12 protein-coding genes and 1 rRNA gene are annotated in these 14,470 nt (G+C 45.2%); 6 read left to right on the top strand and 7 right to left on the bottom strand.

What is annotated here, in order from left to right; genetic code table 11:
• Positions 1-79, top strand: a 5S ribosomal RNA gene (rrf, locus tag KY305_RS20480); the annotation flags it as partial.
• A 100-nt stretch (positions 80-179) separates the two neighbouring features.
• Here the strand turns inward: rrf and KY305_RS11350 are convergent.
• Positions 180-1,391 carry an MFS transporter gene (locus KY305_RS11350; protein WP_223062779.1) on the bottom strand — a complete coding sequence of 404 codons (1,212 nt, stop codon included), beginning with the start codon at positions 1,389-1,391 and terminating at the stop codon, positions 180-182.
• Positions 1,392-1,660: 269 nt separating this feature from the next.
• On the opposite strand from KY305_RS11350, the gene KY305_RS11355 reads away from it, so the two are divergent.
• The 5 genes from KY305_RS11355 (at position 1,661) to KY305_RS11375 (ending at position 7,663) form a co-directional block, all read left to right on the top strand.
• The gene (locus KY305_RS11355) at positions 1,661-2,929 is read left to right on the top strand and encodes an aspartate aminotransferase family protein (RefSeq protein ID WP_223062623.1); all 1,269 of its coding nucleotides are present in this window, start codon (positions 1,661-1,663) and stop codon (positions 2,927-2,929) included.
• Positions 2,926-3,876 (top strand): inositol monophosphatase family protein, encoded by a 951-nt coding sequence (locus KY305_RS11360; protein ID WP_223062624.1) that lies wholly within the window; start codon positions 2,926-2,928, stop codon positions 3,874-3,876. The genes KY305_RS11355 and KY305_RS11360 overlap by 4 nt, the downstream gene beginning before the upstream one ends.
• Positions 3,851-4,897, top strand: a complete 1,047-nt coding sequence (locus KY305_RS11365; protein WP_223062625.1) for a zinc-dependent alcohol dehydrogenase — start codon at positions 3,851-3,853, stop codon at positions 4,895-4,897. Before KY305_RS11360 ends, KY305_RS11365 begins: the two co-directional genes overlap by 26 nt.
• Before the next feature lie 201 nt (positions 4,898-5,098).
• Positions 5,099-6,571 carry a SulP family inorganic anion transporter gene (locus KY305_RS11370; protein ID WP_223062626.1) on the top strand — a complete coding sequence of 491 codons (1,473 nt, stop codon included), beginning with the start codon at positions 5,099-5,101 and terminating at the stop codon, positions 6,569-6,571.
• 150 nt (positions 6,572-6,721) lie between these two features.
• Positions 6,722-7,663 (top strand): bile acid:sodium symporter family protein, encoded by a 942-nt coding sequence (locus tag KY305_RS11375; protein WP_223062780.1) that lies wholly within the window; start codon positions 6,722-6,724, stop codon positions 7,661-7,663.
• Here the strand turns inward: KY305_RS11375 and KY305_RS11380 are convergent.
• From KY305_RS11380 to KY305_RS11405, 6 genes are all read right to left on the bottom strand, one after another.
• Positions 7,652-8,404 (bottom strand): alpha/beta hydrolase, encoded by a 753-nt coding sequence (locus KY305_RS11380; RefSeq protein WP_223062627.1) that lies wholly within the window; start codon positions 8,402-8,404, stop codon positions 7,652-7,654. The genes KY305_RS11375 and KY305_RS11380 overlap by 12 nt on opposite strands.
• The gene (gene feuC / locus KY305_RS11385) at positions 8,401-9,411 is read right to left on the bottom strand and encodes an iron ABC transporter permease FeuC (RefSeq protein ID WP_223062781.1); all 1,011 of its coding nucleotides are present in this window, start codon (positions 9,409-9,411) and stop codon (positions 8,401-8,403) included. The genes KY305_RS11380 and feuC overlap by 4 nt, the downstream gene beginning before the upstream one ends.
• 1 nt (position 9,412) lies before the next feature.
• Complete coding sequence (locus tag KY305_RS11390; RefSeq protein ID WP_223062628.1) at positions 9,413-10,420, bottom strand: FecCD family ABC transporter permease; 1,008 nt, start codon at positions 10,418-10,420, stop codon at positions 9,413-9,415.
• A gap of 20 nt (positions 10,421-10,440) precedes the next feature.
• Positions 10,441-11,397, bottom strand: a complete 957-nt coding sequence (locus KY305_RS11395; protein WP_223062629.1) for an iron-hydroxamate ABC transporter substrate-binding protein — start codon at positions 11,395-11,397, stop codon at positions 10,441-10,443.
• Positions 11,398-11,484: 87 nt separating this feature from the next.
• Positions 11,485-13,080, bottom strand: a complete 1,596-nt coding sequence (gene btr / locus KY305_RS11400; RefSeq protein ID WP_223062630.1) for a bacillibactin transport transcriptional regulator Btr — start codon at positions 13,078-13,080, stop codon at positions 11,485-11,487.
• A gap of 140 nt (positions 13,081-13,220) precedes the next feature.
• On the bottom strand, positions 13,221-14,465 hold the full coding sequence (locus KY305_RS11405; protein ID WP_223062782.1) for an exo-beta-N-acetylmuramidase NamZ family protein: 1,245 nt from the start codon (positions 14,463-14,465) through the stop codon (positions 13,221-13,223).
• Between the last annotated feature and the right edge of the window lie 5 nt (positions 14,466-14,470).

The raw sequence follows: 14,470 nt of genomic DNA on the forward strand, positions 1-14,470 counted from the left end.
TGCCGAACACGGAAGTTAAGCTCTTCAGCGCCGATGGTAGTCGGGGGTTTCCCCCTGTGAGAGTAGGACGCCGCCAAGCAATCTTTGACCCAGCTCAGAATGAGCTGGGTTTTTTCTTTTAGAAAAGATCCCTAATGTGTAAAAGCTAATGCTCTCTTAAAGAGCATTAGCTTTTTTGTTTATATAGACTTTGCTTTGCTGCTATGATTTCTTAGGCTGTTTGATTTCATTGTCTCGAGCATTCTTAAACCGAATACAATCAGGAGCATGATCAGCATCAATGCTGTGAACAGCCAGAAAGCTGTTTGTGCCGGATATTCATCTAAGCTCCAGCCGACAGCAATCGGAAGAATTGATCCTCCCAGTCCATTGGAAGCAAGCAGGATGCTGGTGGTTTGTTCTGTTTTTCCGGGGTAAAAGTGATTGGTGATGATTAATGCGATTGCGAACATACCAGCCATGAACAGACCTAAGAAGAAACAAAGAGCAAAACCGAGCCAAACGGTTTTACTTAACGACAATACGGCAAGTGCGGCCAGACCGCCCATGCTTATGAGACGGAGAAACCTGTGATAGGTTAGTTTTTCTGATACCGGACCTGTTAGTAACCGTCCGATGATCATGCCGGTCCAATAAATTGTTACCGTTATCGTTGCCAAAGAGTTAGGGATATCCCATTTCTCAGCGAAGATTGAGGGGATAAAATGCACGATCGATACTTCGCTGCCTCCGTAGAAGAAGAAGTAAGCGGCTGCCATCGAAATAAACAGCAATCCATGAGCCCGGTAGCTTGGGCTTTCTTTTTTATCGGTGCCCGGAGAGTCTTCTTTACGTATGAGCAATTGATCAATACTGCCGAAGCTCATTTGTTTCCAAGCAACCAAAAGTGCCAAACTGCTTAACCCTAATACCGAAAATGCTAATGTCCACATGTGGCTGTTGATAAGAAAGCCTGACAGCAGAGGCATAAACAGCGCGCCCAGTCCATAGGCAACCTCCATCTTGCTCATGGCCACGGCTTGTCTTTCTTTAATAGCGGTGAGGATGATGGTGCCTACACAGGATTCTACTAAGCCTGCGCCCAGTCCTGCTATGCTCACAAGAAGAAAGAGTAAAGGCCAAGGGGGGAGAAAGGATATAACGATTTCGCAGCTGATCAGCGCCAGGCCAAAGATAACGACGTTTTTACGCCCCAGCTTTTTCACCATGTAAGGCATTCCGAGGACACCGATTAGGAAACCCATGAACTGAGAGAACACTAATACTCCGCCATTACTGTAACTCTGTGAATAATGTGTGAGTAACTCAGGCAGTACGGCTCCAAGAATAACGAGTGTAAAAGCAATTGATCCATAAGAAAAACAGCCAATCCACAGCAGACGAGTTTTCATCATTTTATCTCCTTATTGGTAAAATAATATTTCCCTCTACTAGTTATGACATGATGTGAATAGTATTTTAGCGAATATGATAGAAGTGACGATAGATTTTTTTACATTAAACCCAATTATTGTTACTATATCACATAACTTTTCCCCGCACACCCCTAATGATAACGTTAACAAAATGTTAACATATTTTACAAAAACTGCGTTGACATTAATTTCAATAATTTATACGATAAAAAGCGAATTTCTAATAATTTAATAGGGGTGGTAGTGTGGGAACGAAGGAAATCACGAATCCAGACAGCTTGTATTACAGTGTTGATGATGTAGTAATGGAGCGAGGAGAAGGGATTTACCTGTACGATCAAGAGGGAAATGAATATATTGATTGTGCTTCCGCTACATTTAACTTGAATTTAGGTTATGGAAACAAAGAAGTCATTGATACTGTTAAAGATCAGGCAGATAAGCTGATCCATGTCACATCTTCCTTTCAAACAGACGCAGTTAACAAACTGGCTGAAAAACTTGTAGAAATCACCCCTGATAATCTCACAAAAGTACACCCTAAAGTCAGCAGCGGTTCCGGCGCGAATGAAGGAGCTATTAAAATGGCTCAGTACTATTCCGGAAAAACTGATGTTATCTCCCTATTTAGAAGCCACCTCGGACAAACTTACATGACGTCTGCTTTATCCGGTAATTCATTTCGAAAAGAACCGTTCCCGCCTCAAATTTCTTTTGGTTTGCAAGTTCCCGACCCGTATTGCAATCGCTGTTTTTATAATCAAAAGCCAGACACATGCGGCATGCTGTGCGTAGAAAGAATTAATGATTTTATTGAGTATGCGAGCAATGGAAAAATTGCCGCTATGATTGTTGAACCGATCTCCGGAAACGGAGGAAATGTCGTTCCGCCTAAGGAATATTTTAAGCAGCTGAGAAAGCTTTGCGATGAGCATGATATCACTCTGATCTTTGATGAAATTCAAACTGGTTTCGGCCGGACCGGAAAGATGTTTGCTGCCGATCACTTTGATGTAAAACCTAATATGATGACTGTGGCAAAAGGGCTGGGAGGAACGGGCTTCCAAGTCGCCGCCACTTTGACAGAAGAAAAGTATACAGGACTGCCTGGTTACACTCATTCCTTTACTTACGGTTCGAATGTGATGGCATCAGCTGCTGCATGTAAAACCATTGACATTATGCAGCGCCCCGGCTTTTTAGAGAATGTGACGACTGTCGGAAACTATATTATGGATCGCTTAGAAACGATGAAAGAGGATTTTGCTTTTATTTCTGATGTAAGAGGCGTCGGCCTGATGATTGGCGTTGAGATTGTAAAAGAAAACAATGAGCCGGATGTAGAGCTGACCAATTATATCGCGAAACGGGGGATGGATCACGGGTTAATTCTCCGGACGTCCCGATACGGGTTCGGAAATGTATTTAAAATCCGTCCGCCTTTAACCATTACACTTAGTGAGGCTGAGGTGCTCTGCTTCAGACTCCGCAAGCTATTGGAGGAAATCAAGTGAGGGACTATATTATTGAACTTGGGAAATTCGTTTATCAAAAGGTGAAAAATCAAAAAGGCACACTGAAAAATCGGTTGGTTAACGGGTACTCTCCGGGAGGCGACGCACAGTTTAACATTGATGCCGCCGCCGAGGATGCGGTTCTCGACTATATTCAGAAGCAGGAACATCCGATCGCTTTTTACACAGAGGATGGCGGGCTGAAGCTGTTTGGAGAAAATCCGCAGTATATTTTGATTGTAGATCCTATAGACGGAACGCGGCCGGCTGCTGCGGGGCTTGAAATGTCATGTATTTCGATTGCATTGGCTTCGTATAAGCAGGACGCAAAAATAAAGGATATTGAATTTGCTTTTTTGCTTGAGCTTAAATCCGGCGCTTATATGTACGGTGATATTTATAGTGACGCTATCCAATTTGAAGGTTATCAAGGAGAATTACCGAATTTGAGCGGGGTGCAAGACATAAAAAATATGTTCTGGAGCCTTGAATTTAACGGACATCCGGCGCATCTCATGACTGATGCATACGGACACTTGATTGACCAATCTGCGAATAATGGAGGCGTCTTTGTTTTCAATAGCGCTTCTTATTCGATTTCCAGAATTATCACAGGGCAGATGGATGCTTATGTTGATATCGGCAACCGCCTGCTCAAAGATGACCCGAAACTGCTGTCTGATTTTCAGCAGGTCGGGAACGGACAGGTTTTGCACTTATTCCCTTATGATATCGCTGCGAGCGTATTCTTAGCGAAAAAGGCGGGCGTGGTCATTACTGATGCTTATGGCCAGTCTTTGGACAATACGCTTCTCACAGATTTAAGTTATCAAAATCAGCAATCATGTATTGCGGCATCTACGAAGGAGCTTCATCAAAAGCTGTTAGACCAAATCCGCTGGGGCAGAAAGGAAGAGAGATATGAAGGCGTTGGTCTGGACTCCTAACGATAAACTTGAATATCAAGAGGTGGACGAGCCTCAGATTCGGAAATCCAATGATGTCAAAGTGAAAATTTTCGGCACCGGCATCTGCGGTACTGATTTGAATGTTTTAAAAGGAAAAATGAATGCGACCCATCATATGATTATGGGGCATGAATCAGTCGGATCAGTCGTGGATGTCGGTGAAGATGTCACAAATGTACAAGTCGGAGACCGCGTTGTGATTGATCCTACGCAATTTTGCGGAAAGTGTTATTATTGCCGAAAAGGGCTGACCTGTTATTGTGAAACCTTTGAGGATTGGCAGCTTGGGATTGGCGCGCACGGAACGTTTGCGGAGTATTATGTGGGAGAAGATCGGTTCATGTATAAAATTCCTGATTCAATGGAATGGGAGCGGGCCACATTGGTTGAACCTCTTTCTTGCGTGCTGAATGTTGTGGACAAGGCCTCAATCCAGCCGGAGGATTCCGTATTGGTATTGGGATCAGGCACAATCGGCCTGCTTGTGCAGATGATGGTGAAAAAACTGGCAAGGCTGACGGTTGCGACGGAAATAGGCAGCTTTCGGAGTGAGGCGGCCAGCCGTATATCCGATTATGTCTATCACCCTGAAGCCTTGACAGTCGAGGAAGTAAAGCGAATTAACCAAGGAAGAAAATTTGATGTCATTTTTGATGCAATCGGGAATCAGCTTGATTGGGCTTATCCTTTAATAGAAAAAGGCGGAAGACTTGTCCCTATGGGCTTTGATGATACGTATGAGATGAAGGTCAGACCGTATCAGCTGCTCTCCAACGGCGTGACGATTGTCGGAACGGGTGAAGCGCGGCAGATTATGGAGGCTGCGTTATCATGTGCCTCCGATCTCCCTCAGCTCTATGATTTGATCACTGAAAAGGTAGAATTGGAGAATTTTGAACAAGCCATTGAGAACTTGATGGGCATTGATCCGGTTACAAAAGAAAGAACCGATATCAGCGCAATTAAGACCATTCTTGTGTCTGATCCGGAGCTGCTATAAAAGAAGATCTTCAAAACGGCTCATTTTCCCCCTCGATTTGAGCCGTTTTCTTTTGGCCTTGCACATTTCTTTAAAATTTAATATGATACTCTTTGTATAACTATTCCTTTCCTCAACCCATAATACTCTGAGCGTTTCCTCCGGTTCTTCGTAAGCAGCCTTCTTTGTTCCGTCCGATGAAAACCAATTCTTCCAACTGATATGGTGCGGATTTTTATATGTAAAAGGAGTCGTTATGATTTGAATGGTTTAACGTTAAAACAGCAGTGGTTCGGGAATGTCCGTAAAGATATCCTGGCCGGTATTTTGGTTGCTTTGGCTTTAATTCCCGAAGCGATCGGTTTTTCGATTATTGCGGGAGTCGATCCCATGATTGGCCTTTATGCATCATTTTGTATCGCTATTATTATTTCTATCTTCGGCGGCAGACCGGGAATGATTTCGGCCGCTACGGGGTCTATGGCGGTTGTGATGGTGACATTGGTGGCAGATCACGGGCTGCAGTATTTATTTGCCGCCACGATTTTGACAGGTGTTATTCAATTTATATTAGGTGTCAGTAAGATTGCAAGGCTAATGAAGTTTATTCCGCGTTCGGTCATGATCGGATTTGTGAATGCATTGGCGATTTTAATTTTTTCTGCACAGCTTCCGCAGTTTGCCGGAGCTTCATGGATGATGTACGCCATGCTTGCCGGATCGCTTGCTATCATCTATCTTCTGCCGAAGCTTACGACAGCTGTTCCGTCTCCGCTGGTGGCCATTGTTGTCATGACGGTCATTGCGGTTGTCTTTCATGCGGACGTTCGGACTGTCGGCGACATGGGCGGCATTACGAGTTCACTGCCGCATTTCTTGATTCCGGATGTTCCGTGGACGTTTGAGACATTGCGGATTATTTTCCCGTATTCCTTAGCGCTTGCATTGGTCGGTTTGCTGGAGTCATTGCTGACGGCTCAAATTATTGACGAAATGACTGATACAGACAGTGACAAAAACAAAGAAAGCCGCGGACAAGGGATCGCCAATATTGTGACCGGGTTTTTCGGCGGAATGGCCGGATGCGCGATGATCGGACAGTCTGTCATCAATACGAAAGCCGGCGGCCGCGGGCGGTTATCAGCTTTTGTCGCGGGAGCGTTTTTGATGTTTTTAATTGCCGTTTTAAGCAGTATTGTCGTGAAGATTCCGATGGCGGCACTGGTGGCTGTGATGATTATGGTGTCAATCGGCACGTTTGATTGGTCATCTATTAAAGGTTTGCGGAAAGCGCCGCTGACTGATTCGATCGTTATGGTGATTACCGTCGTTACAGTCGTCCTTACAAATGATTTATCAAAAGGCGTTTTTGCCGGCGTGTTATTAAGCGCAGTCTTTTTTACGGCTAAAATTTCAAAGCTGACGATTGTGTCACAATCCGAGCATAAAAGCGTCAGAACATATAAGGTAACGGGGCAAATCTTTTTTGCTTCTGTGACTGAGCTGACAAATGCGATCGTGTATCATGACGATGTCGAGCGGATTGTTATAGATTTAACCGATGCTCATGTCTGGGACGATTCCGGAGCAGCCGCTCTTGAAAAAATTGTCGCCAAATGTAAAGAACAAGGAATTGAAGCAGAATTAAAGGGTTTAAATCAGAAAAGCCAAGATATAATGAAACAAATGGCATAGAATTTGTGAAGTCCGGATGAATATATCCGGGCTTTTTTTCGGTTAAATTTGCCGGATTGCATTGTTATAATGGATGAGACTTGAAAACCGTATATGGGAGACTTGCATATGATGTTGCTTCAGAAGATGAATCAAGTGTTGGGGAGGATTATGCCGCTTTTAACTCCTTCAAGTGTAGCGGCAGGTGTGCTGTTATCGCAGCACATCAGCTGGATGGGCGGCGCTGTGCCGTGGATTTTCGCGTTTATTACGTTTACGGGCAGCTTGAGCGCCAATTTCCAATCGCTGAAACGCAGTATTGAGCAGCCGCTCCCTATGATTATGGCTTTATTTGTTTTGCATATCTTCATGCCGGTTTTTGCATGGGGAAGCGGCCATCTGATATTCAGCGGCGATCCTTTAACCACGACGGGGCTTATTATGGGCGTGGTGATTCCAACCGGAATTACGAGTTTGATTTGGGCTGCGATGTATAAGGGGAATGTCGGATTAACGCTTTCCATTATTCTTGTTGATACCGTGCTTTCTCCTTTTATCGTTCCGTTAAGCCTTTCTGTATTGGCCGGGGCAAATGTCCAAATGGATGTGTGGGGAATGATGAAAGGGCTGGTGGAGATGGTGGTCATCCCTTCTATTTTGGGTATGCTTGTCAACCAGTTTTCTTCGCCGGCCAGAACGCAAGCGGTAAGCCGGACGCTGTCTCCCTTTTCTAAAATCTGTCTGATGATTGTCATTGCGATTAACAGTTCAGAAATCGCGCCGTATGTACAGCATGTGGATGCAAGATTCGCTGGCATCGCGGCAATGGTATTTTTTATCGCGATGACGGGCTATGCGGTTGCTTGGCTGATCGGAAGGCTGATGAAGCGGAGCCAGGATGAAATCGTATCGCTGATTTATACGGGAGGTATGCGCAATATCAGCGCGGGCGCCGTTCTTGCCGTTTCTTTTTTTCCATCACAAGTGGCGGTTCCGGTCGTCATTGGGATGCTTTTTCAGCAAATCCTTGCCGCTTTCTTCGGCTTTTTGCTGAAACGATTTGAATTGAAGCCGGTCGTCATTAAGTATGAAAAAAACCGCTCAGCCACGTGAGCGGTTTTTTCCGTATAGCCAGTTTAAGGCTGAATCGAATTGCTTGATAAAAGCTTCTTGATGGTGCACGGCATCTTTTTCGATAGTGAACGAGAGCTGAGATGAGGAGAAGCCTTTGTTTTTAAGGCTTTCATGAACATCTATGTTCCGCTTGACCATCGTGTTTTGGATGTTGTTTTTATGTTCTGCTTCGCGGCTGCCGACAGACATATAAATACGCTGCTGTTTTGGCTGCAAAGATGCGGAGCGGACGTAGCCTGCCGATTTTTCATACCAGAAGGACCCGGAAATACAGCCGATTCTGCCGAATACGTCAGGTTTTTCTAAAAAGGCGTACATGGAAAACAGCCCGCCTAACGAAGCGCCGATTAAACCTCTTGTACTGGGGTTTTTGGATATGTTCCAATTCTCTTCAGCCTTTGGGATGAAATGATGTATCAAATCATATAGATAAAGCTCCCCTTTGCCGCCGAAGTCTTGGTAATCGGGGCTGAGGGATGGCGCAGGCCATGGTGTGTACTCATCCAGTCTATTATCCGGCTCAATCCCTGCAAAGATGAGTTCGGGCAGTTTTCCTTGTGCAAATTGTGTTTCGAGAAAATCAATCTGCTCTAAAAACAAAGAACCCCCATCCAGTACGTATACACAAGGGAAAGCCTCCGTATGAGCCGAATAGGAAGGCGGGAGATACACTGTGCATTTACTTCCATTTATATGCTGTTCCGTGAACGTGCCTCTCATGCGTTCATCCCCTTCTTTTGCTTAAACAGCAGATAGAAGAAATAAGGAACGCCCAGGATGGCGAGAATAATACCTGCGGGAACCTCTGACGGCTGGAAGAACAGTTTACCCGCAAAGTCGGCGGATATGACGAGAAGCATGCCGATCAAGCCGCTGACGGGTAATGAATATCGGTGCTCAATACCGGCAAGCCTGCGGGAAATATGAGGCGCGATCAGCCCGACAAATCCCATGCTGCCTGCTGCGGAAACGCACGCGCTGATAAGGGCGATGCAGGCAACCAGTAAAATCGTTTTTTCTTTATTCGTTGAAACACCGAGGCTTTTTACTGTGTCTTCGTCAAAACGGATGGTATCCAGCAATGAAGATTTTGTGATCAGTAAAGGAATGAATACAATCAGCCACGGCAGAATCGCCGTAATTGTCATCCAGTTCGCCGACCAGATGCTGCCGTTTTTCCAGACCATCGCCATCTCATAATCTTGCGGGTCCATTTTTAACGATAAAAATAAAGACAGCGCGCTGAATCCAGAATTCATGGCGATCCCGACGAGAATGATTCTCCCGGATTCCAGATGGCCTCTGTGCCAAGCGAAAATATAAATGAAAACTGCCGCCATCAGTCCGCCGATGAGACCGAAAAAAGGCATACCCATCGCGGATGCCAGTGCTGTCGCTTCGGATTGTCCCTGAAACAGCAGCATAAATGCAACAATGCCCGCTCCGGCTCCTGCGTTAATACCCAGTATGCCCGGATCTGCAAGTCCGTTTTTGGTGACGGCTTGGATGACGGCTCCGGCTATTCCCAATCCGAGTCCGACGGCGGCGGCCATAACGATGCGGGGCAGCCTCAGCTGAAACAGCAAAATTTCATATTGCGGATTAGGATGTATATGAAAGAGCGTACTGAGCAGTTCTCCCGGCTTTACGGAAAAGGAACCGCTTGTCATGCTGACATAGCTTACAAGCAGAATCAAAGCGATCAGGATCATATAGATTCCGGCCATTTTACGAACCACGCTGATCCCCTCCTTTTCTTTTAATCAGATAAAGAAAGAAAGGAACGCCGACGATGGATGTGACGACTTCGATCGGTGTCTCAAACGGATAATTAATAAATCGGCTGGCAAGATCGCAAAGTGTCAGGAAAACCCCGCCGATGATGCAGGAACAAGGAATCAGCCGGCTGTAATCCGACCCGACAAGAAATCGTGTGATGTGCGGGACGACCAATCCGACAAAGGCTATTTTTCCGGCAAGCGCCACAGAGCTTCCGGTTAATATCACAACGGCTGTCATAGCGATGAGTTTGATGGTTCTTTTCTGCTGCCCCAGACTTTTTGAAATGTCGTCTCCTAATGATACAGCGGTGACTTTTTTGCTTAGAATCATTGCAGCGATGATTCCTATTACAAAAAACGGGATGGCCAGTTTCAAAAAATCAGGATTCATTTGATGGAGTCTTGCGCTGTACCAGAAACTGAGATCCTGCGAGATTTGAAAATAGATAGAAAGCGCAGCCGATAGACTGCTGAGAAGCATACTTGTCACCGTTCCGATGATTGCAAGCTGCACCGGGGTAAAGCCGCCGGGAAGAATGGAGGCCAGCCCGAAAACCAGGGCGGCGCCAAATGCAGAGCCGATGAACGAGTATATGATCATTTCAATGGATGTTGATTGAGGGAGCAAAACCATGCAAAGCGTAATGATGAAAGCGGAACCGTCCGATACACCCATAATCGAAGGCGACGCTAAATAGTTCCGTGTGATTCCCTGCATGAGCGCTCCGGAAACAGCAAGGGCCGCGCCGATAAACATAGCGCCGGCCGCCCTTGGGATTCTTGAATGCCATATGATCTGATGATCGGTATTTTCCGGATTAAAATGAAGCAATGCGGAAAATACCGTATGAGCGTCAAGCTGCTTAGCGCCATATAAAACGGAAAGCAGCAATGACAGAACAATGGCAAACGGAGCAGCGATTAAAATCATGTGTGTCCGCCGTTTTGAATACATGTGAAAAACCTACTCTTTTATTAGTCTTGAGTCAATTTATCAGCCGCGACTTTTAAGAAGCGGATTTTACTCCAAGCCGTTCCGCCTTGGGCTAAAGGATCAATCGTATTAACGTATACATGGTCGTCTTTGACCGCCTTCAGGCTTTTCCAGATCGGGTTTTTCTCTAAGTCTTTTAAAGCATCCGGCTTATCTGCGTTCTCATCATCTGAAAATTGTACAAAGATATGGTCGGGATTCATCTCGCTTAATTTTTCCAGAGAAATGAGTTCCTGCGCTTTTGCCGCTTTTACTTCGGCGGGCGCCTTCAGGCCTAAATCACCGTATAGTGTAGAGTTGAAATATACTTGTTCCGGATAAATATAGATATTGCCTTGTCTGATTCTGATGACCAGCGCGTTTGATTTTTTCGCTTTGTTATTGATTTTTGTTTTTGTCTGTTTCAGATCCTGCTCATAATCGGCAATGATCTGTTTCGCTTTTTTCTCTTTACCCGTGAGCTGGGCGAGCAGCATCATATTGTCTTTCCAGTTTGATGAGATATGAGAGACAGGGATGGTCTCAGCAGTGCTGCTCAATTTTTTTAACGTTTTTTCCGGGAACTTTGTGGATGCCAGAATGACATCAGGCTGCAGCTCGAGAATTTTCTCCATATTCGGCTGCATCTTTTCTCCTGTGGATACGGATTTGTCTGTGATGTCTTTAAATAAATCAGGGAATTTGCCTGAGAATGAAATGGCTCCTGCCGGATGGACGTCAAGCAATTTGGCGTCTTCCATTGATTCCACACTGCCTGTAATGGCGAGTTTATCGGTTGGCGCTTTCACCTCATATGTTTTTCCGAGGTACTCAATTTTCTTTTTATCTGAAGAAGCGCTCTTTCCTTTACTTGCTGTATCAGATGTCTCTGAGCTGCCGCAAGCCGCGGCCGTGAAAGCTAAAAGCAAAATCATGAAAGCAAATGCGAATTTTTTCATCTATTGTTCCTCCTGTTCAATTGATAACTATTATCAATTGGAATTATAGAGAATGAACAGGCAGAAGACCATGGACAATTTCCGGTATTACCATGGACGATCTTCGGAAAAAATGGAAATGGTTTGCTGAATGATCCGCTGATGGCCGCTTGGGGAATATTCACCCCATGGGTCTGATGAAACGGGAAACACCCGTTTATCGCGGACGGCTCTAAGGCTCTGCCATTCCTCGGTCTGCTGAATGCGCTGAAAATAGTCAAGCGTCTCCGGTTCTTTACAGATAAAGAGCATGAGACAGTCAGCTTGGCAATCCGTCAGCATGTTGAATGAAATCTTTTGGTCTGCGGCGATATGCTCCGGTTTTGCAGAATGGAAGGCCAAATCTCCGAAAAAGACATCTTGAATGCTTTTGTTATGCGCAAGATAAAAATCTTCCTTATAAAGGCGGATAAATAAGAAACGATGCTTTTGCTGGTTCACCAGAGATTCCTTCGCAGAATGTACCAGGCTTTGATACATCTCCAGCCAATGCTGTGCTTCCTTCTCCTCGTTTAAGTATGCAGCCGTAAGCAAAAATTGCGTTCTCCAATTTTCTTGTGACGGAAGATAAAAAACGTCGGTTATTTTATGTAAACGATTTTTTTCTTCCTTACTGACCGAATCCATACTTAAAATGACGTCGGGGGCCGCTTGAGCCAGCATTTGCAGATTCTCTTCCCAGTTCGCATTTGAACGGTAAGCGCTGAGATGAATTGGAATATCGGGAGCAAATTGCTTGTAATAATAGGCTGTCCATTTCGGGTGAAGCGCCGCCGCGTAAGGAATATGGTGGAGCGGAATCAGATGTCCTATCATTTCTTTCCCGTATGCCGCCATCTTTGTGCGCCTTTTTTTCATATAACTTGTAGGTGAGCTGCCGGTGTGCTTTTTGAATATGCGGCTGAAATAAAATTCGTCCTGGTAGCCGGTTTGATGAGCGATTTCTCTTAATTTGCAGTTTGCTTTGGCCATCAGTTTTTTTGCATTTGTTATGCGGATGTCTGTTATGTATTCTGTCACGCTTTTCCCATATAGCTTTTTAAAGGTTTCACTGTAATGTTTAGCACTGATTCCGGCCATTTGGGCAAGCTGGGTGAGTGTTATTTTCGTGTCTGATTGAGCCTTTATAAATTGCTTTGTCTGTTCAATCGCTGCCTTTGTATTGTTTTGATGGCATACATTTGCCGAATAGAGGTCGTACATAAGCTGCTGAAAATCAGCTGTATATTTCATTTTCATAAGTGTGTCAGACGATTGGGCATTTTCAGCCAGTGACTGAAGCCGGCTTGTCAGATTTTCAACCGTTTGTATATTCATTTGCTGCAGACCGTGAAAGATGTCTTCGCCGATTCGGGGAAGCATGGCTCTGTCGTCTTTTGAATAAGAGAAGGCGCGGAGCCTGACAATGTACAGATGGATAGAGCTTGACGGCGCCGGCTCGATACTGAATGTCTCTTCAGCAGGACAGATGTAGAGCGTTTCTTTCTGCAGAGGGAAGCTGTCTGTTCCAATATCAATACGCCCTTTGCCTTTTAGATGAAAAATCAGTACCGGAGAATCGGTAAGCTGATGCTCTGACAGGAGTTCTGCGGTTTTTTTAATGGAGATAAAGTCAATTGGCTGAAAGAACAATGCGTTTTGCATAAGAGACCACCTTTTTAGGAAACATTCATTCAAATGATAATAATTATCAATTAAATTGTACCAAATAAATGAATGTTTTCCTATAAAAAGTGGGGAGGAGAAAAGCGTCGAAAAACGTTTCACGTGTAACACGAATATTGTCAGTAAATGAGGTATTGCTTTCTCACGAGCTTGAATTGGTCGAGGCGGCGTTGATACGTATTCATTATTTCTTCAATAGAAGCACCGTTTTCTATTTTTTTGCGCACCCAGCCGTTGCCGATTAATTTGTCGAAAGATCCTGTCGCCAGGAATGAAAAGTCATTCGGATATAGGCTGTGGATCGTTTTAATAATTGAGAGGCCTGTTTTGGCTGCTTCGAATGTGTTTCTGTTCGTCACATATAATTGTACTCCGTGGCATAGCTTGCCTTGATGCTTTGAGAAGCTCGGGATAAATGAAGCGGCTCTGAATGTGACACCAGGGAGCTTGAGGCTGTTAAGGCGTTCCTCAAGCTCGGTGCTTTTCATGTAAGGCGCGCCGATGAATTCAAACGGCTTCGTCGTGCCTCTTCCTTCTGATACATTTGTGCCTTCAATTAAGCCTGTTGCGGAGTATGCGAATATGCTGTCCGGAGTCGGAATGTTAGGCGACGGCAGGACAAAAGGCAGACCGGTGTCTTCAATTGTCATCGTCCGTTTCCAATGCTTCATTTTCACTACGGTGAGGTCGGCCCCAATTTGAAATTCCCGATTGAATAATAGAGCAAGCTCACCGATGGTCATCCCGTGCTTCATTGCAATCGGGTACAGTCCGACAAAGGAAGCGTAATCGGGCTCAAGAACCGGGCCGTCAGGGCTTCGTCCGCCTTGGGGATTGGGCCGGTCTAAGACGAAGAAAGGAATGCCTTTTTCCTTGGCGGCTTCCATCGCATAAGCCATTGTATAAATGTAGGTGTAGTACCGTGTGCCGACGTCTTGAATATCAAAGATCAGAACATCTGTATCTTTCAGCATCTCGTGCGTCGGTTTTTTCGTGTCTCCGTATAGACTGTAGACGGGAAGGCCTGTTTTTTCGTCAATATATGATGTGACCTTGTCTCCGGCTTGAGCGTCGCCGCGAACGCCGTGTTCCGGACCGAATAATGCTGTCAGGTGAATGTCCGGTGCCTCGTAAAGCACGTCAACACTGCTTTTCATTGATGAGTTTACACCGGTCGGATTGGTAATCAGTCCGATTCTTTTCCCTTTCAGCTGTTTTTTATAGTCTTTCAGCAAGCGGTCGATGCCTGTTTGTACTTTCGCTTTCTTGGCGATTCGGATGTCTGTATCGGAAGAAGCCGAGACTGCCGTCATGGCGCCGATGACGAGTAATCCGGCGAGAAGCGCAGCCGTTTGTTTTTTCATCATAA

The sequence above is a fragment of the Bacillus sp. YC2 genome (genome assembly GCF_019891195.1).
In the GTDB taxonomy this organism is placed as follows: domain Bacteria; phylum Bacillota; class Bacilli; order Bacillales; family Bacillaceae; genus Bacillus.

Bases quoted from the DNA above. Each gene is read 5' to 3' on its own strand.
- KY305_RS11380 (WP_223062627.1), bottom strand. From the start codon at position 8,404: ATGAGAGGCACGTTCACGGAACAGCATATAAATGGAAGTAAATGCACA.
- KY305_RS11370 (WP_223062626.1), top strand. From the start codon at position 5,099: ATGGTGCGGATTTTTATATGTAAAAGGAGTCGTTATGATTTGAATGGT.
- btr (WP_223062630.1), bottom strand. From the start codon at position 13,080: ATGCAAAACGCATTGTTCTTTCAGCCAATTGACTTTATCTCCATTAAA.
- KY305_RS11390 (WP_223062628.1), bottom strand. From the start codon at position 10,420: ATGTATTCAAAACGGCGGACACACATGATTTTAATCGCTGCTCCGTTT.
- KY305_RS11350 (WP_223062779.1), bottom strand. From the start codon at position 1,391: ATGAAAACTCGTCTGCTGTGGATTGGCTGTTTTTCTTATGGATCAATT.
- KY305_RS11395 (WP_223062629.1), bottom strand. From the start codon at position 11,397: ATGAAAAAATTCGCATTTGCTTTCATGATTTTGCTTTTAGCTTTCACG.
- KY305_RS11405 (WP_223062782.1), bottom strand. From the start codon at position 14,465: ATGAAAAAACAAACGGCTGCGCTTCTCGCCGGATTACTCGTCATCGGC.
- KY305_RS11365 (WP_223062625.1), top strand. From the start codon at position 3,851: ATGAAGGCGTTGGTCTGGACTCCTAACGATAAACTTGAATATCAAGAG.
- feuC (WP_223062781.1), bottom strand. From the start codon at position 9,411: ATGGCCGGAATCTATATGATCCTGATCGCTTTGATTCTGCTTGTAAGC.
- KY305_RS11375 (WP_223062780.1), top strand. From the start codon at position 6,722: ATGCCGCTTTTAACTCCTTCAAGTGTAGCGGCAGGTGTGCTGTTATCG.